This is a genomic window from Microbacterium ginsengisoli (genome assembly GCF_000956535.1).
Lineage (GTDB): Bacteria > Actinomycetota > Actinomycetes > Actinomycetales > Microbacteriaceae > Microbacterium > Microbacterium ginsengisoli.
In genome coordinates, this window is sequence record NZ_JYIY01000080.1 from 302,135 (window position 1) to 325,423 (window position 23,289).

A 23,289-nucleotide genomic window follows, 5' to 3' on the forward strand; every position below is an offset into this window, starting at 1 on the left:
TCCCAACGCTCGGGGAACTCAGTCCCACAGCCCGCGGCGGGAATGGCATGATGGCCTCACCACACGCCGGCGACGCCGCCACCGCACCGCACGTCTTCGAAGGAGAAGCCCGTGTTCCACAGCCCGTTCGACCCGATCGACATCCCCGATCTCAGCGTCTACGACTACCTGTTCGCCTCGCTCACCGACGACGAGCTCGAGCGTGTGGCCCTCATCGACCCGGCGTCGGGCACCGAGACGACCTACGGCGCGTTGCGCGATCAGGTCGATGCGGTGGCCGGTGCGCTCGCGGCGCGCGGGGTCGGCGTGGGTTCGGTCGTGGGACTGCTGAGCCCGAACATCCCGGCATTCGCGACCGTCTTCCACGGAGCGCTCCGCGCCGGCGCCACCGTCACCACGATCAATGCGCTGTACACGGCCGACGAGGTCGCCAAGCAGCTGCGCGACGCCGGCGCCACGTGGCTGTTCACCGTCAGCCCGCTCCTTCCCTCGGGTGGCGCCGCCGCCGCCGCGGTGGGCATCGACGACGAGCATCTCGTCGTGCTCGACGGTGCGCCGGGGCATCCGTCGTTGCGCGATCTGCTGACGGCCGGCGAGCCCGCGCCGGAGGTGACGTTCGACCCCGCGACGCACGTCGCAGCACTCCCCTATTCGTCGGGAACCACCGGCGTGCCCAAGGGCGTCATGCTCACGCACCGCAACCTGGTCGCGAACGTCGCCCAGTCGCGGGTGATCATCGAGCTCGGCCACGACGACCGCGTGCTCGCGGTGCTGCCGTTCTTCCACATCTACGGCATGACGGTGCTGTTGAACATGGCCCTCAAGCAGCGCGCGAGCCTCGTCACGATGCCGCGGTTCGATCTGGTCGAGTTCCTCTCGAACATCCAGACCTACGGGTGCACGTTCATCTTCATCGCGCCGCCCATCGCGGTAGCGCTCGCCAAGCATCCGATCGTCGACCAGTACGACATCTCGAGCGTGCACTCGATCTTCTCGGGCGCCGCACCCCTCGACGCCGAGACGGGTGCCGCGGCCGCGCGCCGACTGCACGCGAGGATGCTGCAGGGATACGGCATGAGCGAGCTCAGCCCCGTGTCGCACGCCACGCCCGTCGACCGCACCGACGTGCCGATCAGCTCCGTCGGCGTGCCGCTTCCGAATATCGACTGCAAGCTCGTCGACACCGAGACGGGCGAGGAGATCGCCGAGTTCGGCGCCGACGGGTTCACCGCACGGGGCGAACTGTGGGTCAAGGGTCCGAACGTGATGCTCGGGTACCTCGGCCGTCCCGATGCCACCGCCGAGACCTTGGATGCCGACGGGTTCCTGCACACCGGCGATGTCGCCGTCGTTCATCGCGACGGCTACTACGCGATCGTCGACCGTGCGAAGGAGCTCATCAAGTACCACGGCTACCAGATCGCTCCGGCGGAGCTCGAGGCACTTCTGCTGAGCCATCCGAAGATCATGGATGCCGCGGTCATCGGTGTGCTCGACGACGAGCATGAGGAGATCCCGAAGGCGTTCGTTGTCGCGGCGCCCGATTCGGGGCTCACCGAGGACGACGTGAAGGCGTTCGTCGCCGAGCACGTCGCCCCGCACAAGAAGGTGCGGCGGGTGGAGTTCATCGACCAGATCCCGAAGTCGACGTCGGGGAAGATCTTGCGCAAGGATCTGCGCGCGCGGGAGTCCGTCGGGGCCTGAGGCGATTCGGAGCGCGGGTCAGATCTCGAACGGGATGCCGCGCTCCGGCACCCGCAGGAGGGTGCCCAGCCCTGCCGCCGCGAACGCCCGCACGAGGTCGTCGGTGCTCTCGCTGAAGTGCGCCCACCCCTCGGTGTGCACGGGCACGACGACCGGCGCGCCGATGGCTCGGGCGGCGGCGACCGCGTCGGTCGCGGTGAGGGTGAGGGCGCCGTCGACCGACGGCGTTCGCGCGGCTCCGGCGAAGAGCACGGCGATGTCGACCGGCGGCACGCGGGCGGCGATCTCCTCGACGAGCTCCGGCGCGGAGTTGTCGCCGCTGACGTAGACCGTCGGGAGACCGTCGCCGGTGAGCACGAAACCGGTCACGGGGCCGATCACGGGCTCGCTGCCGATCGGGCCGTGGCGGGCCGGCACGGCGGTGACGGTGACCTCGGACGTCTCGCCGACGAGAGTGACCGACTCCCACGGCTCCAGCGCGCGGGCGGGCTGACCGAGTCGCTCAGCGGCCAGCGGGGTCGTGAGCGCGATCGGTGCGGTGGCGAGCACGGCGCGACCCGCGGCATCCAGATTGTCGGCGTGCTGGTCGTGGGAGAGCAGCACGGCGTCGAGCGGCGGGAGCGCGGTGGCCTCGAGCGCCGGCCCGCGCAGCTTGGTGAGCGTGCGGGTCGCGGACCCCACCTCGCCCGGCGGATCGAAGGTGGGGTCGACGAGCAGCGAAAGACCACCGAGCTGCAGCAGAACGGTCGGTCCGCCGATGTGGATGACTCGCAGACTGCCGGCGCTCACGCGCCCTCCGCCGACGTGGGACCGACCGGCTCCGCGTGGCGCACCGGGTCGAGAGCGGGAAGCGAGACCGTGGCGACCGTGCCGACGTCGTCGTGGCCACGGGTGAGCGCGACGGTGGCCCCGAGTTCGGCGGCCAGCTCCTGCACGATCGCGAGCCCGAGGCCCGTGCCCGACACCCCCGCCGCTGTCGCCGACGAGCTGCGGTAGAAGCGGTCGAACACACGAGGCAGGTCGACCTCATCGATGCCCGGGCCCTGGTCGCGGATCTGCACCGTCACCTGGCCCGACGACCGCTGCGCAGACACCTCGACCAGACCACCGGGTGGCGAGAACTTCACCGCGTTGGTGAGGAGGTTCAGGAAGAGGCGTGCGAGGTCGCCGGGACGGCCGTGCACGACGATTCCGGGGGTCAGGTCGGCGGAGATCGTCGCCTTCTGGCCGCGCAGGTTGATCGTGAGGTCTGAGATGCACTCCCGCAGCAGCTGCTCGAGATCGACGGCGACGCTGTCGCTCTCGCGTTCGGCCGCCCGACGCTCCTTCGACAGAGCGAGGATGTTCTCGACGACGTCGAGCAGTCGCTCGGCGTTGCGGTGGACGATGAGCACGAAGTCGCGTTGCACCGGGTCGGTGATGAGGTCGGCGAGCTCCTCGGTGAAGCCGATGATCGAGGTGACCGGGGTGCGCAGCTCATGGCTGACGCTCGCCACGAAGTCGTCCTTCTCACGGTTGAGGGCCCGCAGCGTGTCGACGACCTGACGTTCCCGCTGCAGTCGCCGCTCGATCGCTGCCTCGGCATCGCGGAGCGGCCGGAGATCGACGACGGAGATGAGGTAGACGCGGCCGTAGCCCGAGCGCGAGAGCGATTCGATCGACACGGTCGCCGGGATGCTGTCCGATTCGACGAGCTCCCAGTCGAGCACCCGCGCCTCGTCCGCCCCGAGGGACGCGAGCTGCCGGTGCAGCGGAGAACGCGGCACGACGATCCAGTCGTGCTTCTGCAGCTGCGCGAACGAACTGCGGAGGATCGTCGAGGCGACCGCGTTGATCTCGATGACCGCGTAGCGTCCGCCCTCGACCTCCTGGAGGATCGCGAACCCGTTGTTGGCGCGCTCGAACGCATCGCGCAGAAGCCGCAGCAGACCCTCGGTCTGGTCCTGCAGCAGGCGTCGCTCGTTTCGGGTGGCACCGATGCCGAGCGTCGTGGCGGCGAGCGCGAAGGAGTAGATCTGCAGCAGCGTTCCGGTGCTCATCCCGCCGGCCGGATGAGCGAACGGCCCACCGCCGATCGCCGTGAGCGCGACCACGGCGACGATCGTGCCGACGAACTGGGTGAAGGCCACGAACATGGATTCGCTGAACGCGGCCCACGCCAGGATCGGCACGGGCAGGAAGGCGAGCGGGTTCGCGTTCAGCGGCGAGAAGGCGGCCACGACCGCCGCCAGCAGCGCCAGGCTGAGGAGCACCACGGTCTGGGCCGACGCGGTGCGCTTGCGCAGGCGGTTGAGCAGCGCCAACGGGGTGATCAGCACGACCGCGGAGATGTGGGAGGCGCTGGTCGAGAGCAGCGTGGGCACGAATGCGCCACCCGACAGTGCGGCGCCGAGGCCGAGGCATCCGCCGACGACGAGGGCGCCCACGGCGGCAGCGGCGAGGAATCGCCCGACGTCCAGCAGGGTGGACAGGCGCGGCTCGTCGTCGCCGGGGGCGACGGCGGTGGCGACGATCCACACCTCGAACGCCGCGCCGATCGCGCCCAGCACGACGAAAGCGGGTCCGCGACCGGCGCTGGCGGATGCCGCGGCGGTCACCGCCGCGATGCCCAGCAGCACCCAGAAGCGGCTGCGGCGGTCGGCGGTGACGACAGCGGCGACCGCGACACCGGCGGCCGGCCACCACCACGCCGTGGCCGCCGGACCGCTCTGCATGCCGGCGAAGACGGCCCCGAGAACGCCCGAGAGCAGCACGAGGCCGATCACCGTGATCAGGCGCGCCGCGAAAGGGAGCCTGCGCATGATCAGCGCAAGGCTCGGGCGGGTCATGGGCTGAGGTTACCCCAGGGGTCGCACCGTTCGAGCGTATGATCGCCGGAGGAAGCGGATGTCGCGCTCGGCCACGGCCGCGACCCGGACGAACGGATGCGGAATGTCCCGAGTGCTGCTCGTCGACGACGACCAGGACATCCTCACCCTCACCTCGATTCGCCTCACCAGGGCGGGGTACGAGGTCACGACCTGCGCCGACGGCGAGGCGGGTCTCGCGGCGATCCGTCGCGACCGACCGCACGTCGCACTGCTCGACTGGATGATGCCGGGCTTGGATGGGTTGCAGGTCGCCGAGGCGGTGCGCGCCGATCCCGAGATCGCCGGCACGCGCCTCGCACTGATGACCGCCCGACCGGACGCCGAACGCACCGGCTTCGCCGACGAGCACGGCCTCGATCGCGTGATGATCAAGCCGGTCTCGCGACAGGACCTTCTGGCCGCGGTTGCGGCACTGTGCGCCGAGTGCTGACGGCGCCCCCGCTCAGGCGGATGCCTCCTCGGTGGGGCGAGCCAGCGCGATCTGCATGTCGAGGGTGAGCGGCGATCGGGTGACGAGCTCGTGCACGAAGGCGAACTTCCGCTTGACGGCCGCGGGGTGCTCGAACGGGTAGAGGTCGCCGAGTCCCATCGACCGATTTATGCGATTGAACGCCTGCGACATCCAGGTCCAGTCGTTGAGCAGAGGCTGCACCGGCTGGTCGAGGTAGGACTCGCGAGGGATCACGTCGATGTCGCGGAGGTTAGTGACCGAGGCGTCGAGATGGATGCCGATGGCCGCCGCCGTCTGCAGGGTGCCTGTGATGTGCAGGTAGTGGGCGAAGGTCTCGGCGAAGTCCTCCCACGGGTGCATGGTCGCGTACTCGGAAAGATACGACTCGTTCCAGTCGTCGGGCGCGCCGAACCGGTAGTGGCGGGCGATGGCATCCTGATAGCTCTCGCGCTCGTCACCGAACAGCTCACGGCAGCGATCCCACGTGGCGTCGTCGGTGATGAGCACGTTCTGGTAGTAGTGGCCGACCTCGTGACGCAGGTGCCCGAGCATGGTGCGGTACGGCTCGCCGAGCCGCACCCGCAGCGCCTCACGACGGTCGTCGAGGCTCTCGGCGAGGTCGAGGGTGATGATGCCGTTCGCGTGCCCGATGATCACGCGCTTGCCGTCGGACAGGCTCGAGAGCAGGTCGAAACCGAGGCCGCCCGGCTTCACGTCCCACCCGACGATCGGCAGCCCCAGCTGGCCGAGCTGAAGCACAAGACGGCGCTTCGCCTCTTCGGTCTTCGCGAGCTTCTCGAGGGCCACGGTGTCGTCGGCGTCGGGCTGGGTGCGGGTGAGCCGGCACGAGAAGCAGCGGCCGGTGGGGGCGTCCTCGCGCACGAGCCAGTTGCACTGCCAGCCACGGTTCGAGCAGGTGTACCAGGTCTCCCCGTCGATGACGACGCGACCGTCTCGCAGGCCGTAGAACTGCTGGGTGAGCAGCTGATACCCGAGCTCCGCCTCGCACTCCGGGCAGGTCAGGGCGTCGAGGTAGACGAAGTGCCGGCAGTGGGGGCACCGGGGCTGTGAGCTCACGTGCTCACGCTAGTGGTCGGCGGGGATCAGGGCGACTCCCCCGAAACGGCGAAACGCCCCTGGTGGGGCGTCTCGGCTGGTGTGGTGGACCTGAGGGGATTCGAACCCCTGACCTCTTCATTGCGAACGAAGCGCGCTACCAACTGCGCCACAGGCCCGTGAACCTCCGATACATTACCACGCGGCCCGGCCGCGCCTCGCATCGAGGCGGCGCACGCTCAGGCCCCGGAGACTCGGCTCACCCTCACCTTCACCCGCGCACCAGGAGGCGCGGCGTCTCGCACCGCGGAGGCCACCGCCGCCGCGACGGCAGATGCGGAATACCCCGCGCCGACCCCTATGTTGACGGTGATCTGCGCCACCCCGGCCGTCTCCAGCACATGTACGAGAGACTCCCCCTCGCGTCCAACGAGGCGCTGCCAGGCACGTCGGGTGGTCGGAATCGCAGGGTAGACCTCGGAGACGCCCCGCACGTTCTGGACTACGGCGAGAAGTTGCCGGGAGAAATGGGACATCGTCAATTCAGCCCACCTTCTCCTTCTTCATGGACATCGACGACGAGGACGTCGACAGCCTCGACGGGAATCACGAACTCCGCAGAGATCGCGGCGAAGACAGCCGCCCGAACGGCATCGGCGACCTCCTTTATCACCGCGCCGAACAGCACGCTGATGCGCACGGTTACGCGAATTCCCGTGTCCGGATCTCCCGTCCTCACCTCGACGCGACCGGTGAGACAGCCGGCAATGCCGTCAGCCGCACGTCGCACGCACTCGCGAATCGCGCCCTCGGTCGTCAGTAGCTGCGTCAACTGGTCACCCCCGGGCAGTTCGAGGTCCTCGCCCGCCCTCATGTCTCGTGCCACATCCCGCAGGAGCGAATCCAGCCACCCGGCGCTGAGCGGCTGGGACTCGTCGCGCTCAATCAGCTGCCGGGCGAAGAGGCTCATTCTGCGCATCGACTCGATGACAGCCTGGCATTCCGGGTTGCGATCGATGGCCGCGATGGGTGGTTGGCAGTCACGGTCGACATAAGCTGACAGATCTTCGAGCGAATAGCCCGACCCTCCGATGTCCTCGTCCATGTTCGTCACCTCCATCCCTCCAACTCCTGCGCCAGCTGTCGTCTCGCTCGCGCGAGCCGACCCCGCACGGTGGAGGTCGACTCTTCCATGACCTCGGCGATCTCTTCGTAGCTGTGTCCGACGATCTCCCGGAGCACCCAGGTTCGACGCAGATCATCCGGAAGTCGCTCGACCGCCCGAGAGAGCGCATCGAGCCGGATGGAGGTTTCTGCACGGTCAGCAGGGTCCGCCGCAGGGTCGGCCTGCTCCTGTTCATCGATGTCGACGAGATCACGACGCCCGCGAAGGCGATCCGTCGCCTTACGGGACACGATCGTCGCCAGCCAAGCCCGCACGCGCGCCGGCTCCTGGAGACTGTCCATTCTCTGCCACGCAACGATGAGTGCATCCTGCACACAGTCATCAGCCTCGGCACGTGATCCGATCAATCGCGTGGCGAAGGCGATTAGAAATGGGGCGTGGCGGCGCACGAGCACGGCGAAGGCGCGCTCATCGCCGTCCGCAGCCCGCTCGGCCAGGAGCCCATCGGCTGCCGAGTCGAGTGAGGTCACGGAGTCATCGGTAGCACGAGCGCACACGCCCGGGCAAGGGACCAACTCTCGGGCTTTGATCCGGTACGAAGGCGTCGAGAGTTCGACTCGACGACGCCTTCAGCAGGTTCACAGGGTGAACTTCGTGACGAATCCTCCTCGACGCGCGTCTCACTCATGTCACCGCCGCATCACGCGGCAACCGAACTCGCAAAGGAGATCATCATGGCTCAGACAACCAATGACACCACCCCCCTCATCGGCGGCGCACCGACCGGCAAGACCGTCGTTGTCGACCCCGTCGTCGCGAAGATCGTGGGCGTGGCAACGCGCGCGGTGCCCGGCGTCCACGCGCTCGGCGGCGGCGCGGCCCGCGTGATCGGCTCGATCCGCGAAGCAGTCGGCGCGAAGGATCTCACCCAGGGTGTGAGTGTGGAGGTGGGCGAGACCGAGGTCGCCGCGGACATCTCGATCGTCGTCGACTACCCCGAGGAACTTCAGCGCGTCGCCGGAGCGGTGCGGGCTGCCGCGGCCGAGGCGATTCAGGACCTCGTCGGCATGAAGGTCGCCGAGGTCAACGTGACCATCGTCGACGTGCACATCCCGGGTGACGATGACACGGCAGAGCAGGAGGCTCGGGTCCAGTGAGCGCCGTCATCTTCGGAAGCGCGGCGGGTATCGTGCTCGCTGTCGTCGCGCTCGTCTTCGGCTTCTGGGGCTTCCTGCTCGTCGGGATGCTCGGGATTGCGGGCGGAGTGTGTGGCGCGGTCGCGGCCGGGCGGCTCGACCTTCGAGCCGCTCTCAACGCCGCGACAGGGCGTCGCGTCGGATGACCGCAGTCCAAGGGGTGCCCGGCAGCGTGACGATTACGCGACGGGCCTACGAGAAGGTCTTCGCCGCCATAACCGCCGATGCGCTCAAGGTGGCGCCGCGCCTCGCATCGGCGCATGTTTCTGACGCTGGAGGGATGCTGCGAGTCGCGGTTACCGCGACGGCGAGCGTATCGGCCTCGCAACCGCTACCCCGCCGCCTCGCCGCCCTCGATCGCGCGATACACGATCGGGGCGGACTGCTCACCGGCGCTCGCATTCAGTACGGCGGAGCCCGCATCGTGGACGTCGTCGTCGATACGGATCTTTCGAGAGTGAGGTGAACATATGGGAACCCGCAGTTCGTTTACGGAGCGCGCCGCGCGCCGTGAGCTTCGTCACTCGCGCAGTGTGGTCTCTACTGTCGTTGCGCTGTGCGGCGCAGTCGTGAGCTCGTGGATCGCAACGGAGCTGTTCCTCTCATGGGCGGGGCGTCCTGCCCTCGTCGTGAACCCGGAGCTGATCATTCAGCACCTCAGCGATCCGGGGCCCCGAACGGTGCTGGTCAGCGCCGTCGCGGGACTACTCGGACTCACAGCCATCGCACTCTCGATATCGGCGGCTCGCCGAGCGCGTCGACGTGTGGGAGCTGCGTGCAACACGATCACCATCGCGGACGACGCCGTGATCGCCGGTGCGCTATCCCGCGTCGCGGCGCTCGCGGCGCACGTGTCGCAGGCGCAGGTGAGAACGACGCTCTCGCGACGCACGGCACACGTCCGGGTGACGCCCTCGTCGGGATTTCCGGTGAGTACATCTGAGGTCGCCGCAGCGGTCAGCGCTGAACTAGCCCAGATCGGAACCCTTCGACGCGTCGGCGTTCGTGTCGAGCCCGCCCGTCAAGGAACACTCGCATGAGCACGTCCAGCCGACTTCTCAACCGGGCCGTCCTCTTCTTCGCCGGCGCGGCTCTGCTCGCCATCCCCGCAGCACTCTGGGCAGCTCATATCGGTCGGATCGATCCGTCCCTCGGGACTTCCTGGACGAAGGGTAACGCGGCCGCGGTGGGGTCCGCAGTCGCAGCTGTGATCGCTGTACTCGCCGTGCTATTCGCCCTGACCCGGGCAGGCCGTCACACGCGGGACGCCGCGCGGCGCGGATCCGACGTCGTGTCGACGAGGGCCGTCGAGAGTGTCGTACGCTCCGAGTTCGGCGAGGAGCCGGATGTGCTGTCCGCGGCGGTGCAGGCGCGCCGGCTCGGGGCCCGGACGGTCTGCCGGGTCGAGGTGCAGGTACGTCGACGCGCCCAACTCGCGGGTCTCACCGCAGACCTCTCTCGCGTGGAGGAGCGGGTTCACCTTCTGCTCGGCGATGACATCCAGCTGTACTTCCATCTCTCGGTCGGCGTGCGTGGCTCTCTCGCGCGCGCCCGGACCGTGCACTGACCTCGCCGCACCGGCGAGTACCCCCCGAAGAAAGGATGAGAACATGGGTCTCGGAGACGACATCAAGCACACCGCCGAAGACCTCGCCGGAAAGGCGAAGGAGGCCATCGGCAAGGCGACCGACAATGACAAGCTGGTCGCCGAGGGCAAGGCCGATCAGGTCGCAGCGTCAGCCAAGAAGGCCGGCAGCGACGTCAAGGACGCCGCGACGCAGGCGAAGGACGCCCTGACCGGCGACAAGTAAGCGGAGCACGGCGGCGCCGGGGCGACGACGAGAGTCTTGCCCCGGCGCCGCCTCGCGTGTCGTGTCAGCCGGCGCGGCGGGCGTCGAGCAGCGAGCGCACATGCGCCTCGATCTCGGCGTCGTCGACGTAGCCCATGCCGGCGTACTGCGACGGCGCGGGGGCCTCCACACGAGCGACGCGCGCCACGTCGATCGAGGGCGGAGCGGCCTGTGCCGCGCGCTGACGCTTCGCCTCGTCCACCGCGGCGCGGCGCAGGGCCGCGCGCGCCTCCTCGGCGGCGACGACGACCGCAGCCTGCGATCCGGCCGAGGCGGTGAGGGGTTTGGGCAGTGTGCGGGGCTCCCAGGTCGCGGATGCCGCGGCATCCGTCACCGGCACCGGCACCCTCTCGCTCACGACAGGTGCCGACACGACGGGTGCGGCCTCGACGCGGCGCGACCGGGTCGCGAGCATCGCGATGCGCTGCAGCACGAGCAGAGACACGGCGAAGACACCTGCTGCCGCCCAGAGGTAGATCTGCGTGCCCGCGGTCAGCAGCTGCCAGACGCCGACGCCGGCGAGCGCGAGCGCGGCGAGCACGAACGTGGAGGCGACCACGCGCGCACGACGGCGTCGCGCGGCCGGCCGCATGCGGGCGGCGAGTCGGTCGGCGCGGGCGCGCTCGGCGGCGTCCTCGCGCTCGGCCTTCACGAGGGCGCGCGTCTCGTCCAGCTCGCGCTGGGCGCGCACCGCCTCGAGCTCCTGCTGCTCGGCGATCGTCTTGCGGGCGAGGCGCTGCTGCGCGTGGCTCGCGCGAGCGCCGAGCTCGATGCGCACCTCGTCAGGGGTGTCGCTCGTCTCCGCCAGGATGCGCAGCGCCTGACCCAAGCGCACGGCATTGCGCTCGGCGGCGTTGTATCGGTGCGTGGAGTGCCAGGAGGGCACGAAGTACAGCAGCCACAGGGCAGCCGCGACGAGCACGATCACTCCGCCACCCAGCCACTGCCCGTCCATGGCACCACGGTAAGGGAGAGTGCTGCCGCTCCCCCGTCACGCGCGCGCGTGTCGAGCCGGAGCAGTCAGGGCTCGAGGCGGTCCTGCGGAGGGATGTCGGCGGCATCCTGCGGGGCACGACCCGCCACCCACCGGCCGAGCACTCCCTCGGGGACGTCCTCACGGACGAGCGCGAACGCGTAGTGGTCGCGCCAGTCGCCGTTGATGTGGATGTAGCGGCGGCGCAGCCCCTCGTAGCGGAACCCGAGCTTCTCGACCACCCGAAGGCTCGCGTGGTTCTCGGGCCTGATGCAGATCTCCATGCGGTGCAGTCGCAGCTCGGTGAAGCAGATGTCGGTGGCCATCGCGACCGCGGTCGGGGTGATGTCGTGCCCGGCGAACTGCTCGCCGATCCAGTAGCCGATCGTCGCCGAGGCCAACGATCCCCGCGCGACGCCCCACACGTTCAGCTGGCCGACGACCTCGCCGTCGTACTCCATCACGAACGGCACGCCCTGGCCGTCGCGGTACTGCTGCAGCAGCCGGCGCACGCCGACCCGCATGTCCAGCGACACGATGCCGTCGGGGCTCGTCGCCTCCCACGGGCGCAGCCACGACCGATTGCCGAGCAGGAGGTCCTGCAGGACGCGCGCATCGCGCTGGCGAACCAGCCGGAGCCCGATGGCTCCGTGCTCCCGCGGAATGTTCAGGTCCACGCCGGCGACCCGATCGTCTCGTGCGCGGCCGTCACAGGGTCGCGGCGAAGTCCTTGACCCAGGAGCGCAGCGACGGGCCCAGGTCGTCGCGGTCGCTCGCGAGCTGCACGATCGCCTTGATGTAGTCGAGCCGGTCGCCGGTGTCGTAGCGGCGTCCCCGGAAGATGACGCCGTAGACGCCCTGCGCGGGGTTGGCGGCGAGCTCTTCGAGTGCGTCGGTGAGCTGGATCTCATTACCCTTGCCGGGCGCCGTGCGCTCGAGGATCTCGAACACGTCGGGGCTCAGCACGTAGCGCCCGATGACCGCCAGGTTGGAGGGGGCATCCTCCTTCTTCGGCTTCTCGACGAGGCCGGTGACCTTCACGACTCCGGCGTCCTCCGTCGGCTCGACCGAGGCCGCGCCGTAGAGGTGGATGCTGTCGGGGTCGACCTCCATGAGCGCGATCACCGTCGCGCCGCGCTTGTCGTACTCGCTCAGCATCGTGGTGAGCAGCGGGTCGCGCTCGTCGATGAGGTCGTCGCCCAGCAGCACCGCGAACGGGTGGTCGTCGACGTGCGCCTTGGCGCACAGCACCGCGTGGCCGAGGCCCTTCGGCTCGCCCTGGCGCACGAGGTGGATGTTCGCGAGGTCGCTGGAGTGCTCCACCTTCGCGAGCTTGTCGAGGTCGCCCTTCTCGCGCAGCTTCTGCTCGAGCTCGGGCACCGAGTCGAAGTGGTTCTCGATGTTCGTCTTGTTGCGCCCCATGATGATGAGCACGTCGTCGATGCCCGCACCGGCCGCTTCCTCGACCACGTATTGGATGGCCGGCTTGTCGACCACCGGCAGCATCTCCTTCGGCATGGCCTTCGTCGCCGGAAGGAAGCGAGTGCCCAGACCCGCAGCGGGGATGACAGCCTTGAACGGCTTGTGCGCAGACATGGGCCGATCCTATCGGCCACCCTGCCTACAATCGTGACCATGACCGACCCCGTCGATACGCAGAAAAGGGCCCTGCGCGCGGAGCTGCGCGAGCGCCGCGCCCAGCTGCCGCAAGCGGCTCGGGATGCCGCGGCCCAGGGGGTCTCAGACCAGCTCGACTCCCTCGTGGCGTCGGTCGGCGCCCACAGCGTGTCGTGCTTCATCTCCACCCCGACCGAGCCGGGAACCCGCGACTTCCTGACCGCGGCGGTACGGCGCGGCATCCGGGTGCTGCTTCCCGTGACCCGCGTCGACGGACTGCTCGACTGGGCGGTCGCCACCGACGACGAGAACGTCGCCGAGGGTCTGTTCGGGCTGCCGGAGCCGACCGGCGAGCTGCTCGGCCCGATCGCGGTCAACGACGTCGACCTCATGATCGTGCCGGCTGCCGCCGTCGACGGCACCGGGATGCGACTCGGCTGGGGTCGTGGCTACTTCGACAAGACGATCGGCTCGATGGAGAAGTGCCCGCCGGTGTACGCGGTCGTCTTCGACAGCGAGATCCTCGACGAGGTGCCGCGCGACCGGCACGACGAACCCGTCGACGGCGTCGTCACCCCCACCCGCACCATCACGTTCGCGGCCGCGCGCCGCTGAGGAAGGCCTCACTCCATGCCCACCTACGCCTATGCCTGCACGCAGTGCGGTCACCGCTTCGACGCCGTGCAGTCGTTCTCCGACGCCTCTCTCACCGAGTGCCCCGAGTGCGGCGGGCTGCTGCGCAAGGACTACCGGTCGATCGGCGTCGCTTTCAAGGGCAGCGGCTTTTACCGCACCGATTCGCGCTCGGGATCGAGCGCGAGCGGCGCGGAGAGTGGCGGGTCGGGCAGCGCTTCGCCATCATCGGACTCGAAGACGTCGTCTTCGGCCGCTCCCGCGGCCTCTTAGTCGCCTCCCCCGGGGCAAGTGAGGAGATCACGCGTGATCAAGGGCTTCAGAGACTTCATCCTTCGCGGCAACGTCATCGAACTGGCCGTCGCGGTCGTCATCGGTACTGCGTTCACCGCCATCGTCAATGTGATCGTCGCCTCGGTCATCAACCCCCTGATCGGGCTCCTCTTCAAGGCCGACAGCCTGAACGACGCGCTGGCGGTTCCCGTGCCGACCCTCGGCGGCGGCGAGGTCACCTTCGCCTTCGGCGCGGTGATCGGCGCGATCATCAACTTCCTGGCCGTGGCTGTCGTCGTCTACTTCGTCTTCGTCTTCCCGATGAACTCGTTCAAGGAGCGCGCCGACGCACGCCGCAAGATCGGTGCGGAGCCCGAGGCCGAAGAGGCGCCGCTGCCCACCGAGACCGAGCTGCTGGTGCAGATCCGCGACTTGCTCGAGAAGCAGCAGTCGAAGGCCTGAGCACCCGACCGTCGCCTCAGTAGTGCGGCGGCACCTCACGCCGCATCCGCTCGTCGTTCGGACCGTCGTCCGACCGGGCGGGTGCGGCGTCGTCGTTCGCGGATGCCGCGGGCTCGCCGCTCGTGCCCGGCGCCGCCGTCAGTCGCGCGCGCCGCGCGCCGCGCACCCGCACGACGCGCTGGCGCTCGTCGTCCGCCCCGCTCACCGGCTCACCCGAGGTCGTCGAGCGGCGCGGTGCGTGCCTCTTCGATGACGGGTGCTTCGCCGGTGCCCGGCGCAATGCCGAGCATCGCCGCGATACGGGTCGCGACACCCGCGGGGTCGCTGTAGAGGTCGAACGCATGCACACGGGCGTAGTGCCAACCCAGGCGACGCAGGATCTGCGGGCGCAGCCGCAGCGACTCGCGCAGCGAGTCCCCCTGGGTCTCGGGGTCGCTCTCGACGACCACGGCCTTGCCCTCGTGGTGGGCGACGAGGGTGAGCAGCCCGCGGTAGTGCACGTCGACCGCGAGGCCGCGGGCGCGCAGCTCACGAGCGAGCACCTTCGTCAGCGGGTCGGCGAGATCCTCCAACACGGCGTGACGGGTGCGGTCGGCGATACCGCCGAGGATCGACATGAGCGTCGCCGCACCGTGCGCGAGCCGCCCTTCGTCGAAGGCGGTGGGCCGGATGCACGAGACGATCACCATCGAGCGGCGGGCACGGGTCATCCCGACCGTCAGGAGGCGTTCGCCGTCGGGGGTCGACAGGTCGCCGAAGTCGCTGAGCACGCGGCCGTGGCGGGTGAGTCCGAAGCCGAGCGAGAAGACCACGCGGTCGCGGCTCTCGGCGACGGACTCCTCGAGGGTGAGCACCGCGAACGGCTCGGCCGTGTCGCGGGAGAGGAAGTCGGCGACATCCGAGCGACCGGCGAACGCGGCCTCGACCGCCGCGCGCACGCGCTCGGCATGGCGCTTGGAGGCCGTGATGACCATGAGCGACTCGGTGCCGCGGTTGATCGCGTGCTCGGTGACGAGGGTCACGACGCGGGCGACCTCGACCTCGGGACTCTCGACGGCACCCGAGATGGGATCGGGTGTGCCGACGCCGCCCTCGACGTAGTCCACGCTGAGGCTGCCGCGTCCGAGATAGGAGCCGGCCCACGGCAGCGACGAGATCTCGCCGCCGTAGAACGCGTCGTTGACGAGGCTCGCGAGGTCCTCGCCGCCGGCGCGGTAGCTGCGGGTGAGCGTCTCGACGTCGACGAGTCCCTCGGCCCGGTCGAACAGCGACGTCTCGTCGAAGGGCTCGTCGAACTCATCCGCCTCGACCGCGGCCGCCGACCCGACCGTGAACGGCGTGGGCTTCTGCGTGACGGGGTCGCCCACCAGCACCAGCTGACGGCCGCGGCGGATGGCGGGGGCAGCCTCGGCGAGGCAGAGGGCCGCGGCATCCGCCACGATCACGACGTCGACGTCGGGAACGTCGCGCAGCAGCGGCACGTCGTACGGGGTCGCCAGCCACACCGGTGCGAGCGTGCGCATCAGGCTCGGGGCGGTGCGGGCCAGCGCGCCCGCGCTGTTCACGCCGTCGCGCAGCGCCTGCTTGAGCGCGACCGCCTCGTCGTGCTCGTCGACGAGCGAGATGCGCCACTGAGTCGCCAGCTGCGCCGCCAGGAGCGGGCCGGATGCCGCGGCGTGCGCCTCGTCGACCAACCGGAAGTCGCGCTCGAGACGATCGACGACCGACGTGTTCGCGCCGAGCAGCGCCCGGTCGGTGCGCAGCAGGTGCTCGAGCGCCGACTGCCACCAGGCGAACTCGAGCTCGGCGCCCACCTGGCCCTCGGGAACGTGACGCACCGAGAGGTCGGTCATCAGCGGCTCGAGTCCGCCGCGCGCGAGATCGGTGCGGATGCCGGCTCGCTCGACCAGGTTGTCGAAGTACGCCGACTCGGCCGCGAGCCCTGCCAGGGTGCGCAGCAGCTGCGGCAGCGGAAGGGCGGCGAGGCGGTGGGCCTCGTCGCGCTGCAGGATGCGGTCGAGGTCGCCGAGCTCGGCGTCGACGTGCTGCCACGCGACGTGCACGTCGGCGAGCCCGACCGGGACCTCGGGGATGACGCCCGCCTCGGTGAGCCGCGCCCACTCGGTGCGCTGCTGCTGGATGCGCAGCAGCGCCTCGTACATGTCGGTGACGTGCGCGCCCGGTCGCACGTACTCGCGCGACAGCTTCTTCAGGCGGCGACGGTTCGCGCTCGACATCCCGACGTCGCGACGGGGCGAGTGGGCCGCGATGAGCTCGACGAGCGGCCGGTCGAACACGGTCGGCGTGAAGCGCTCGAGCGACTGGCGGATGCCCTGCAGCAGACGCAGGAACTCACCCAGCTCGTCGATCGTGCGGAAGGGACGCATCCGCGTCTGCGCGATGAGTTCGTAGCCGCGCTCGAGCAGGCTCGGCACGGCCTGACGGCTGAGCTTGCCCGCCAGGGCGTGCGCGTCGCGCGCGGCATCCGTGGTCGAGAACGTCACGCCGTACCACGGTGAGTCGTCGGGGCCGAAGCGGAACTCGCCGAGACGCGCGACGGCGCGCAGCTTCTCGGCCGCCGCCTGGCGCTTGTCGCGGAGGCGCTCGAGGGTGGCCACATCGAAGCGGGCCGACGTCGACGGGGCAGGCGAGAGCTGCGCGAGGCGGGTGAGCTCCCGCACGATGTCGAGGGCGGTGACCCCCAGTGACGGATGGTCGACGGTGAGGGCGCCGCGGTAGTCGCGCAGCACGGTGCGCAGTCGCAGCAGCGCGTCGTCGATGTCGGCCACCTGCGGCGCGGTCGACTTCTCGTTGCGTCCGATCGCGCGGATGAGGTCGCGCCGCACGTGGCGCGGAGAGATGGCGAGTGCGTCGAGACCGATGCCGGCGAGGCGATGGCGGATGCCGTCGAGCGTCGAACGGCGGGCGCTCACGACCAGCACCCGCTTGCCCTGGCGCACGAGCACGCCGAGGGCGTTGATGACGGTCTGGGTGCCGCCGGTGCCCGGCAGGGTGTGCACCGCGAGCGAGTGCCCCGCGCCGATGCGGGCGAGCACGCGCTCCTGCTCCGCGTCGGCGTCGAGCAGCAGCAGGTCGGCGGACGGCGCGCGCTCGTCGGGGCCGACCTGCGCGGGAAGCTCCCGTGGAACGCGCAGACGGTCACGCGAGACGGGCTCGCCGAGCAGGGCGTCGAGGGCGAGATGACCTGTCTCGGGGATGTCGCGGGCCAGCGCCGAGCCGACGTCGGCGAAGTTGGAGACCACCAGGCGCGGCTTCACCGTGTACGACGGGATGTGCGCGGTGAGCGCCCGCAGGTGGTCGATGACCGGCTGCGGCTTGAAGACGCCGTCCTCGATGGCGAGGGCGGCCAGCGCGGCACCGTCGAGCCGGATGCCGAAGTGGGTGCCGAGGGCGGCGACCAGCTCGGGGTTGACCACGAAAGATCCGTGGAGCTTCAGCTCGAAGTCGGCCTGGTTGCGGCGGATCGCGACCGGGCGCAGCAGGACGGGTGCGATGCAGACCAGCCCGCCGATGCGCCACGACGCCATGCCGACGGCGAGGAAGACGCTGTCGAGGCCGCGCGCGGTGCGCAGTTCGACGTGCTTGGTGGTGACCCGCGCGCCGGCGATGCGCGCCGTGCGGCCTGCGACCTCGTCGCGGAACAGATTCGACAGGAGCGTCGCCCGACCGGTCAGGAACTGCGGGAGGCTCCCGGGGTGGGCCTTGGTGATGTCGATACCGCTCTCGGCGGTGTCGTCGTAGTGCAGCAGGGTCGACCGCCCGCCCACGAGCGTCGCCTGCGCGCGCAGCCGCGCGCGAGCCTCGTCGAGGGAGAACACATCGGATGCCGCGGCCACCGCCTCCGGCTGTTCCTCACCGCGCGCCGCGATGCTCTCGCTCGCCGTCGCCGTTCTGTCGCCTCGCCACACACGGTCACCATACGGGCGCAAATCCGCGGTTCCCGGCATTCCCGGCGGGTTTCGCGGGATTGGCGACACGCCGCACGGCGCCTCCTCCCCCGCGCGCCGACGAGCGGCAGCTCCCTCAGACCGAGCGGTCGGATGCCACTCCCCTGTCGCCGCTCGTCATGATGGAGCCATGACCGACCCGACCTTCTCGACCCACCCGACACCCGTCGGCGAAGTGCTCATGGTGCACACGTCTGAAGGGCTCGTCGCCCTTGAGGTGCTGCACCGACCGCTCGATGTCGCGATCGCCGAGATCTCGCTCGCGCTTCACGCCGAACCGGTGCACGACGAGCGACCCGCCACCGAGCTCACCGCATGGCTCGACGGATACTTCGACGGCGGAAGCGACCCGTGTCGGCTCGCGCTCGACTGGCGCCTCACCGACGGCTTCACCCGCGAGGCCCTGCAGGCCGTCGGTGACATCCCCTACGGCGAGACGGCGAGTTACGGCGAGGTCGCCGTGATGGCCGGTCGCCCGCGCGCTCACCGCGCGGTGGGAACCGCGTGCCGGCTCAGTCCGTTCTCGATCGTCGTGCCCGTGCACCGCGTCGTGCGCGCCGACGGCTCGATCGGCGATTACGGCGGACATCCCGAGATCAAGCAGCAGCTCATCGATCTCGAACGCTCCCGGGCCGGCGCGTCCGTGTAGGCCGGCCGCCGCCCGGGCTCTTCTTCGACATCGTCGCCATCTACGTCGACGTCGACGACAACGCACAGACCGCCGTGGACTCTTTTCACCCCGCGCGCGATTCTGTGGCGCTTCCGCGACAAGGGTCGAATTCACGCATTCGGCACGGCACATGCATTTCGGTCCTTCCGTCAAGCGACGTGCGCGTGCGGCATCCGCCATTCCTCCGGAATATCCGCGTCGTCGAATGGGGGAACATCGCGGCCGGCGCATTCACTCAGCGGCCGAAACTCGCGGTATTCCGAGGGCTACGGACGGCAGCGCCGCACCGTCGACGGTGATCACGCGGGCGGTCGTGTCGGGATCGATGGATTTTCTGACAATTCGGGCGCGTCGCCGAATAACACGAGAAGAGAACGTACTGTTATGAGCATGGCTCGCAGAATTGTGCATCAACTCGTCGACGATATCGACGGAACCGTCCTTGAAGTCGGCGAGGGAGAGACCGTGAATTTCTCTCTCGACGGTCGCGCATACGAACTCGACCTCTCCGACGCGAACGCCGCGGCATTCCGCGACATCCTCGCCCCGTACGTGAGCGCCGGCCGATCGACATCGACGTCGTCGGCATCCGCGGGCGCCCGCAAGCGGAAGTCGGCGGGAGCGCAGCGCGACTACACCGCGATCCGCGCGTGGGCCGCCGCGAACGGCTTCACCGTCTCCGAGCGCGGGCGCGTTCCCGCTCAGGTTCTCGACGCGTACGACGCCGCACACTGACTCCACCCCACGAACGCCGGGCCGCACGAGGTGCGACCCGGCGTTCGGCGTTCGCGCCGCGGCATCCAGGTTCCCGACAGCACATTCACATGCGGTAGATAAGCGCACGCCGTCACGATGAGGCGGTGTCACGCCGTTCGAAGCCCGTCTCCCGCCGAGTGATCATCCGCCGCCGGATCATCTTCAGCGCCCTCGCCGTCGTCACGATCGCCGTGATCGTCGCCGCGGTCGGCATCGTGATGACCCTCGCCGACCTGAACGGCATCCACCGATCGGACATCTCGATGCCCGACGGCGGCGTCGCGCAGAACACCGGCGAGGTCAACATCCTCGTGATGGGCCTCGACAGCCGCGTCGATGAGGATGGCAACCCCTACCCGCAGGACATCTACAACGCCATCCACGCGGAGGACGAGAGCGTCGGCGGCTACAACACCAACGTGCTGATGTACATCCACATCCCCGCCGGAGGCGGCCCCGCGGTCGGTGTATCGATCCCCCGCGACGACTACGTGGCCTACGCGAACAAGCCCGCCGGCGTCACGCACGGCAAGATCAAGGAGGACTACGGCCGCACACTGGATGCCTCGTACAACGCGTTGCTCGCGAAGGGCACGCCGAAGGCGACCGCCTACCAGCAGGCGCGCGACGACGCCCGCGAAGCAGAGATCCAGACCGTCTCGCAGTTCCTCGGCGGGGTGCGCATCGACCACTTCGTCGAGGTGACGATGGCGGCGTTCTATCGCGTCGCCCAGGCCGTTCAGCCGATCACCGTCTGCCTCAACCATGCGACCGCCGACTACTACTCGGGCGCGAACTTCCCCGCCGGCGTGCAGCAGCTGGATGCCTCGCAGGCGATGGCCTTCGTGCGCCAGCGCCGCGATACGCAGTACAAGAACGTCTTCCTCACCGACCTCGACCGCACACGTCGCCAGCAGGCGTTCATGGTCTCGCTCGCGCTGAAGCTCAAGCAGACGCAGACCTTCACGAACCTCGGCACGTTGCAGACGCTCATCGACACCGCGAAGCAGTACGTCGCACTCGATTCCGGATTCGACCTGCTGAGCCTCGCGAGCGACGCGCAGCGGCTGGCCGGAGGCAACATCACGTTCCAGACCCTCCCGATCGAGAAGTTCGGCACCATCGACGGTCAGAGCGTCAACATCGTCGACCAGACGAAGATCGCCGCCATCGTGCAGAACCTCATCAACCCGCCCACCGCCACAGCGACCCCCGCGCCCACGGCGACGTCGAGCTCGACCGCATCCGCCGCGCCCACTCCGGCGCCGACCTCGCAGACTTACACGAACTCGCAGCAGCCCATGGAATCCGGCGTGCTCCCCTGCGTGAACTGACCGCTCATGCCGGCGGGTCGACGACCCGCGCGGCGGCGGCGGACGGCGGCGCGGCCGAGGCATCCGCCTGTCGCTCGGCGCGGAGCGCCGCGATCTCGTCCCGCAGCTGCGCGACGAGCTCTGCCGGCACGGGAGGTGCGGGAGAGGACGCCGCCACGCGTTCGATGATCCACGAGGCGATGGTCGCGGTCACGACGCCGATGAGCGCGATGCCGCCCACCATCAGCGCGATCGCCACGATGCGACCGGTGGTCGTCACCGGGTAGTAGTCGCCGTAGCCGACCGACGTGATCGTCGTGCACGCCCACCAGATCGCGTCGCCGAACGTGACGATCGGCCCGTGGCTTCCGCGTTCGACGTCGTACACGGCGAGCGCGCTCACGAACACCGTCAGCGCCGTGGTGCCCGCCGCGTACACGATCACGCGCCCCCGCAGGATCGACACCGTGCCCCGTTGGATCAGCGCGAATACCATGAGGTACCGGATGACCTCCAGCGTGCCGAACATCGGCAGCACGACGACCGCGAGATCGAGCAGATGTCGCACGAACCACCGGCGTCGCTGCTCGGCGAGCACCAGTCGCACGACGTAGTCGACGAAGAAGAACAGCCACGTCGCCACCAGCAACGCGGTGACACCGATCGCGACTCCGCCCGTCGGGCGGGCGAGCACATTGATGGCGTACAGCAGCAGGAAGAGGCTCCCGCCCGCCGTGAGCGGCCACTCCGTCAGTCGCCGCCAGCGTTCATACCGTTCCCCGTACATGCGGCGATTATCGCGCGCCTGCGGATGACCTCGCGTCGTCAGGCGCGGCGGCGCTGCGGCGCGATGAAGACCATCGCCGGGTAGGTGACCGCCGCGACGGCCACGTGCATGACGATCAGCACGAACACCGCCTGGCCGTCCTGACCCTTCCACCAGATCCAGAGATCGGGGGCGAAGGAGACGACGGTCACGATGATCGCGAGCCAGAGATAGAGCCGCGCGGCGCGGGTGGAGAAGAGGGTCACGATCGGCCAGCCGATGCCGGCCCCGATCACGCCGATCGTCGTGAGCTTGGCGTAGTCCGCGAAGGCGTAGTGCTCATAGCCGACGGTGCGCGGGAACACGATCGGCCCGAGCGCGGCGAGCACGGCGCATGCGGCGATCGAGCCGACCACGGCGACGACGATCGCGATCACCGTGCGCACCGCCGACGGCTGAGCACGCCCCATCGGGAGGTCGAGTCCGAACGGTGCCGTACGCGTCGATCCTGCGCTCATGACAGGTCCCTTCCGTCGCGCCCCGTGCGCGTCCTCGGCGAACGGTAGCGGCGCGGTTCCCAGATGAGACTGAGGATGTCGCGCCTCACTCCGGGGCGGAACCCTCCGCAGTGCCGGGCTCCGGCCCGGCCTCGATCGTGAGTCTGCTCGCCACGTCGCTGCGCGGGATGTGCGCGGCGAGTGCCAGTCGCTGAACGAGGATGTCGCGCACGGCGTCGGGCGGAAGCGTCGAGCGGAATACGACGTGGCCGCTCCGGTGCGGGGTGGCTGCGGCATCCAGGTCCCTCACGGCTCCGAGCAGTTCGGCTCCTCCGAGGGGAGGCTCATCGGGCGACCCGGGAGCGGCGACGCGCACGGTCCACGCGGTCGCCGTTGCGTCACCGGCGAGCCGCGCCGCCGGCCGCGCGACCCGCGAGGAGGGGTTCGTGCGCGCGAAGCGCACGCATCCGATGCCCGTTCCGATGACCGCGGCCACACCCGCGAGGCTGGTGAGGTTCGTCGACAGGTCGCTCGAGATCGGGGCCGCGCCGGTGACGGCGACGATCCCGAGCACCACGCGCACGAGCGAGTACAGGGCGTACCCCGCGAATGTGGCGAAGAGCGTCGTCGCGCCGGGCCGGCCGCGCATCTCGCGTCGCCGCACGGCGATCGCCACCCCGGCCGTGATCACGACGAGCGCAATCGTCTTGACCAGCACCGAGGTGGCGACCGGCGCCGTGGCCGACGTCATCCACACCGTGAGAAGCAACGCCACCGAGACGGCGGCACGCGCGGTGCGCACCGCTCTCGGTGCCGGCAGCGCGAACCAGATCAGCGCCGGAGCGGTGACCATGGCCACGTCTCCGATGATCAGTGTCGTGAGAGCCGGAGTGGCCGCGTAGAGCAGATAGAGCAGCGTCGACGCGACGGCGGCGACGCCGGCTGCGCCGGCCGCCCGGATGAGCCGCTGCGCATCCGCTGCGGCTCCCGCGGCGCGGGTCGAGGAGGTTCCGACGATCGCGAAGACCACGGCGCTGACGACGAAGAGAACGGCGATGAGCACGACCGTGTCCATGCGTCCCCCTTCGATCCCCCCGCCCGGAAACCT

Annotated in this window: 26 protein-coding genes and 1 tRNA gene; 13 read left to right on the top strand and 14 right to left on the bottom strand. The window is 69.7% G+C overall.

Annotated features, from left to right (window positions below; translation table 11 throughout):
* Positions 1 to 111 precede the first annotated feature (111 nt).
* Positions 112 to 1,704 carry an AMP-binding protein gene (locus RR49_RS14775; protein WP_045248614.1) on the top strand — a complete coding sequence of 531 codons (1,593 nt, stop codon included), beginning with the start codon at positions 112 to 114 and terminating at the stop codon, positions 1,702 to 1,704.
* An 18-nt stretch (positions 1,705 to 1,722) separates the two neighbouring features.
* Here the strand turns inward: RR49_RS14775 and RR49_RS14780 are convergent, their stop codons facing one another.
* Together RR49_RS14780 and RR49_RS14785 are read right to left on the bottom strand one after the other, a co-directional pair.
* On the bottom strand, positions 1,723 to 2,493 hold the full coding sequence (locus tag RR49_RS14780; RefSeq protein WP_048808805.1) for an MBL fold metallo-hydrolase: 771 nt from the start codon (positions 2,491 to 2,493) through the stop codon (positions 1,723 to 1,725).
* A complete protein-coding gene (locus RR49_RS14785; RefSeq protein WP_045248613.1) occupies positions 2,490 to 4,532 on the bottom strand; it encodes a sensor histidine kinase in 2,043 nt (680 codons plus the stop codon). The genes RR49_RS14780 and RR49_RS14785 overlap by 4 nt, the downstream gene beginning before the upstream one ends.
* A 103-nt stretch (positions 4,533 to 4,635) precedes the next feature.
* Here RR49_RS14785 and RR49_RS14790 point away from each other — a divergent pair, with 103 nt between their 5' ends.
* On the top strand, positions 4,636 to 5,004 hold the full coding sequence (locus RR49_RS14790; RefSeq protein ID WP_045248612.1) for a response regulator: 369 nt from the start codon (positions 4,636 to 4,638) through the stop codon (positions 5,002 to 5,004).
* 12 nt (positions 5,005 to 5,016) lie between these two features.
* Here the strand turns inward: RR49_RS14790 and RR49_RS14795 are convergent, their stop codons facing one another.
* The 4 genes from RR49_RS14795 to RR49_RS14815 all read right to left on the bottom strand — a co-directional run bounded on the left by RR49_RS14795 (position 5,017) and on the right by RR49_RS14815 (position 7,737).
* A complete protein-coding gene (locus tag RR49_RS14795; protein WP_048808803.1) occupies positions 5,017 to 6,102 on the bottom strand; it encodes a zinc-binding metallopeptidase family protein in 1,086 nt (361 codons plus the stop codon).
* 82 nt (positions 6,103 to 6,184) lie between these two features.
* Positions 6,185 to 6,260 (bottom strand) — tRNA-Ala (locus RR49_RS14800).
* Positions 6,261 to 6,619: 359 nt separating this feature from the next.
* Entirely contained in the window at positions 6,620 to 7,201 is a 582-nt protein-coding gene (locus RR49_RS14810) for an Asp23/Gls24 family envelope stress response protein (RefSeq protein WP_045248610.1), read from the bottom strand.
* A complete protein-coding gene (locus RR49_RS14815) occupies positions 7,192 to 7,737 on the bottom strand; it encodes an RNA polymerase sigma factor (protein ID WP_052672057.1) in 546 nt (181 codons plus the stop codon). Before RR49_RS14815 ends, RR49_RS14810 begins: the two co-directional genes overlap by 10 nt.
* Positions 7,738 to 7,941: 204 nt before the next feature.
* On the opposite strand from RR49_RS14815, the gene RR49_RS14820 reads away from it, so the two are divergent.
* From RR49_RS14820 to RR49_RS14845, 5 genes are all read left to right on the top strand, one after another.
* Positions 7,942 to 8,364, top strand: coding sequence for an Asp23/Gls24 family envelope stress response protein (locus tag RR49_RS14820; protein ID WP_045248608.1), 423 nt, complete (start codon positions 7,942 to 7,944; stop codon positions 8,362 to 8,364).
* Entirely contained in the window at positions 8,361 to 8,549 is a 189-nt protein-coding gene (locus tag RR49_RS14825) for a membrane protein (protein WP_045248607.1), read from the top strand. Before RR49_RS14820 ends, RR49_RS14825 begins: the two co-directional genes overlap by 4 nt.
* Positions 8,546 to 8,869 (top strand): hypothetical protein, encoded by a 324-nt coding sequence (locus tag RR49_RS14830; RefSeq protein ID WP_048808802.1) that lies wholly within the window; start codon positions 8,546 to 8,548, stop codon positions 8,867 to 8,869. Before RR49_RS14825 ends, RR49_RS14830 begins: the two co-directional genes overlap by 4 nt.
* Positions 8,870 to 9,439: 570 nt before the next feature.
* A complete protein-coding gene (locus tag RR49_RS14840; protein WP_045248605.1) occupies positions 9,440 to 9,970 on the top strand; it encodes an Asp23/Gls24 family envelope stress response protein in 531 nt (176 codons plus the stop codon).
* Positions 9,971 to 10,013: 43 nt separating this feature from the next.
* Positions 10,014 to 10,214, top strand: a complete 201-nt coding sequence (locus tag RR49_RS14845; RefSeq protein ID WP_045248604.1) for a CsbD family protein — start codon at positions 10,014 to 10,016, stop codon at positions 10,212 to 10,214.
* A 64-nt stretch (positions 10,215 to 10,278) separates the two neighbouring features.
* On the opposite strand, the gene RR49_RS14850 is transcribed toward RR49_RS14845, so the two are convergent.
* From RR49_RS14850 to galU, 3 genes are all read right to left on the bottom strand, one after another.
* Complete coding sequence (locus RR49_RS14850; protein WP_045248603.1) at positions 10,279 to 11,208, bottom strand: hypothetical protein; 930 nt, start codon at positions 11,206 to 11,208, stop codon at positions 10,279 to 10,281.
* 65 nt (positions 11,209 to 11,273) lie between these two features.
* A complete protein-coding gene (locus tag RR49_RS14855; protein ID WP_045248602.1) occupies positions 11,274 to 11,903 on the bottom strand; it encodes a GNAT family N-acetyltransferase in 630 nt (209 codons plus the stop codon).
* A 31-nt stretch (positions 11,904 to 11,934) separates the two neighbouring features.
* The gene (galU, locus tag RR49_RS14860) at positions 11,935 to 12,822 is read right to left on the bottom strand and encodes a UTP--glucose-1-phosphate uridylyltransferase GalU (RefSeq protein ID WP_045248601.1); all 888 of its coding nucleotides are present in this window, start codon (positions 12,820 to 12,822) and stop codon (positions 11,935 to 11,937) included.
* A 39-nt stretch (positions 12,823 to 12,861) separates the two neighbouring features.
* On the opposite strand from galU, the gene RR49_RS14865 reads away from it, so the two are divergent.
* The 3 genes from RR49_RS14865 to mscL are packed head-to-tail and all read left to right on the top strand — an operon-like array spanning position 12,862 to position 14,211.
* On the top strand, positions 12,862 to 13,458 hold the full coding sequence (locus RR49_RS14865) for a 5-formyltetrahydrofolate cyclo-ligase (protein WP_045248600.1): 597 nt from the start codon (positions 12,862 to 12,864) through the stop codon (positions 13,456 to 13,458).
* Between the two features lie 15 nt (positions 13,459 to 13,473).
* Positions 13,474 to 13,749, top strand: a complete 276-nt coding sequence (locus RR49_RS14870) for an FmdB family zinc ribbon protein (protein WP_045248599.1) — start codon at positions 13,474 to 13,476, stop codon at positions 13,747 to 13,749.
* A gap of 33 nt (positions 13,750 to 13,782) precedes the next feature.
* A complete protein-coding gene (gene mscL, locus RR49_RS14875; RefSeq protein WP_045248598.1) occupies positions 13,783 to 14,211 on the top strand; it encodes a large conductance mechanosensitive channel protein MscL in 429 nt (142 codons plus the stop codon).
* 16 nt (positions 14,212 to 14,227) lie between these two features.
* Here mscL and RR49_RS14880 read toward each other — a convergent pair whose 3' ends face one another.
* Both RR49_RS14880 and RR49_RS14885 read right to left on the bottom strand, forming a co-directional pair.
* Entirely contained in the window at positions 14,228 to 14,416 is a 189-nt protein-coding gene (locus RR49_RS14880; protein ID WP_045248597.1) for a hypothetical protein, read from the bottom strand.
* 4 nt (positions 14,417 to 14,420) lie between these two features.
* Positions 14,421 to 18,179 (bottom strand): AAA family ATPase, encoded by a 3,759-nt coding sequence (locus tag RR49_RS14885; RefSeq protein WP_416361449.1) that lies wholly within the window; start codon positions 18,177 to 18,179, stop codon positions 14,421 to 14,423.
* 130 nt (positions 18,180 to 18,309) lie between these two features.
* On the opposite strand from RR49_RS14885, the gene RR49_RS14890 reads away from it, so the two are divergent.
* The 3 genes from RR49_RS14890 to RR49_RS14900 all read left to right on the top strand — a co-directional run bounded on the left by RR49_RS14890 (position 18,310) and on the right by RR49_RS14900 (position 20,939).
* Positions 18,310 to 18,828, top strand: coding sequence for a methylated-DNA--[protein]-cysteine S-methyltransferase (locus tag RR49_RS14890; RefSeq protein WP_045248596.1), 519 nt, complete (start codon positions 18,310 to 18,312; stop codon positions 18,826 to 18,828).
* Positions 18,829 to 19,239: 411 nt separating this feature from the next.
* Positions 19,240 to 19,584: a histone-like nucleoid-structuring protein Lsr2 gene (locus RR49_RS14895; RefSeq protein WP_045248717.1), complete on the top strand. Its 345-nt coding sequence runs from the start codon at positions 19,240 to 19,242 to the stop codon at positions 19,582 to 19,584.
* Positions 19,585 to 19,709: 125 nt separating this feature from the next.
* A complete protein-coding gene (locus RR49_RS14900; protein ID WP_045248595.1) occupies positions 19,710 to 20,939 on the top strand; it encodes an LCP family protein in 1,230 nt (409 codons plus the stop codon).
* A 4-nt stretch (positions 20,940 to 20,943) separates the two neighbouring features.
* Here RR49_RS14900 and RR49_RS14905 read toward each other — a convergent pair whose 3' ends face one another.
* The 3 genes from RR49_RS14905 to RR49_RS14915 form a co-directional block, all read right to left on the bottom strand.
* Positions 20,944 to 21,705 carry a potassium channel family protein gene (locus RR49_RS14905; protein ID WP_045248594.1) on the bottom strand — a complete coding sequence of 254 codons (762 nt, stop codon included), beginning with the start codon at positions 21,703 to 21,705 and terminating at the stop codon, positions 20,944 to 20,946.
* Between the two features lie 38 nt (positions 21,706 to 21,743).
* Positions 21,744 to 22,202, bottom strand: a complete 459-nt coding sequence (locus RR49_RS15200; protein ID WP_048808798.1) for a DUF6069 family protein — start codon at positions 22,200 to 22,202, stop codon at positions 21,744 to 21,746.
* A gap of 85 nt (positions 22,203 to 22,287) precedes the next feature.
* Complete coding sequence (locus tag RR49_RS14915) at positions 22,288 to 23,256, bottom strand: hypothetical protein (RefSeq protein ID WP_045248593.1); 969 nt, start codon at positions 23,254 to 23,256, stop codon at positions 22,288 to 22,290.
* Between the last annotated feature and the right edge of the window lie 33 nt (positions 23,257 to 23,289).

What these genes read in the sequence shown, in the direction of transcription:
- RR49_RS14785 (WP_045248613.1), bottom strand. Translation starts at nt 4,532, where the DNA reads ATGACCCGCCCGAGCCTTGCGCTGATCATGCGCAGGCTCCCTTTCGCG.
- RR49_RS14845 (WP_045248604.1), top strand. Translation starts at nt 10,014, where the DNA reads ATGGGTCTCGGAGACGACATCAAGCACACCGCCGAAGACCTCGCCGGA.
- RR49_RS14890 (WP_045248596.1), top strand. Translation starts at nt 18,310, where the DNA reads ATGACCGACCCGACCTTCTCGACCCACCCGACACCCGTCGGCGAAGTG.
- RR49_RS14820 (WP_045248608.1), top strand. Translation starts at nt 7,942, where the DNA reads ATGGCTCAGACAACCAATGACACCACCCCCCTCATCGGCGGCGCACCG.
- RR49_RS14865 (WP_045248600.1), top strand. Translation starts at nt 12,862, where the DNA reads ATGACCGACCCCGTCGATACGCAGAAAAGGGCCCTGCGCGCGGAGCTG.
- RR49_RS14790 (WP_045248612.1), top strand. Translation starts at nt 4,636, where the DNA reads ATGTCCCGAGTGCTGCTCGTCGACGACGACCAGGACATCCTCACCCTC.
- RR49_RS14905 (WP_045248594.1), bottom strand. Translation starts at nt 21,705, where the DNA reads ATGTACGGGGAACGGTATGAACGCTGGCGGCGACTGACGGAGTGGCCG.
- RR49_RS14840 (WP_045248605.1), top strand. Translation starts at nt 9,440, where the DNA reads ATGAGCACGTCCAGCCGACTTCTCAACCGGGCCGTCCTCTTCTTCGCC.
- RR49_RS15200 (WP_048808798.1), bottom strand. Translation starts at nt 22,202, where the DNA reads ATGAGCGCAGGATCGACGCGTACGGCACCGTTCGGACTCGACCTCCCG.
- RR49_RS14915 (WP_045248593.1), bottom strand. Translation starts at nt 23,256, where the DNA reads ATGGACACGGTCGTGCTCATCGCCGTTCTCTTCGTCGTCAGCGCCGTG.
- RR49_RS14870 (WP_045248599.1), top strand. Translation starts at nt 13,474, where the DNA reads ATGCCCACCTACGCCTATGCCTGCACGCAGTGCGGTCACCGCTTCGAC.
- RR49_RS14895 (WP_045248717.1), top strand. Translation starts at nt 19,240, where the DNA reads ATGGCTCGCAGAATTGTGCATCAACTCGTCGACGATATCGACGGAACC.
- RR49_RS14810 (WP_045248610.1), bottom strand. Translation starts at nt 7,201, where the DNA reads ATGGAGGTGACGAACATGGACGAGGACATCGGAGGGTCGGGCTATTCG.
- galU (WP_045248601.1), bottom strand. Translation starts at nt 12,822, where the DNA reads ATGTCTGCGCACAAGCCGTTCAAGGCTGTCATCCCCGCTGCGGGTCTG.
- RR49_RS14830 (WP_048808802.1), top strand. Translation starts at nt 8,546, where the DNA reads ATGACCGCAGTCCAAGGGGTGCCCGGCAGCGTGACGATTACGCGACGG.
- RR49_RS14885 (WP_416361449.1), bottom strand. Translation starts at nt 18,179, where the DNA reads ATGCCGGGAACCGCGGATTTGCGCCCGTATGGTGACCGTGTGTGGCGA.
- RR49_RS14850 (WP_045248603.1), bottom strand. Translation starts at nt 11,208, where the DNA reads ATGGACGGGCAGTGGCTGGGTGGCGGAGTGATCGTGCTCGTCGCGGCT.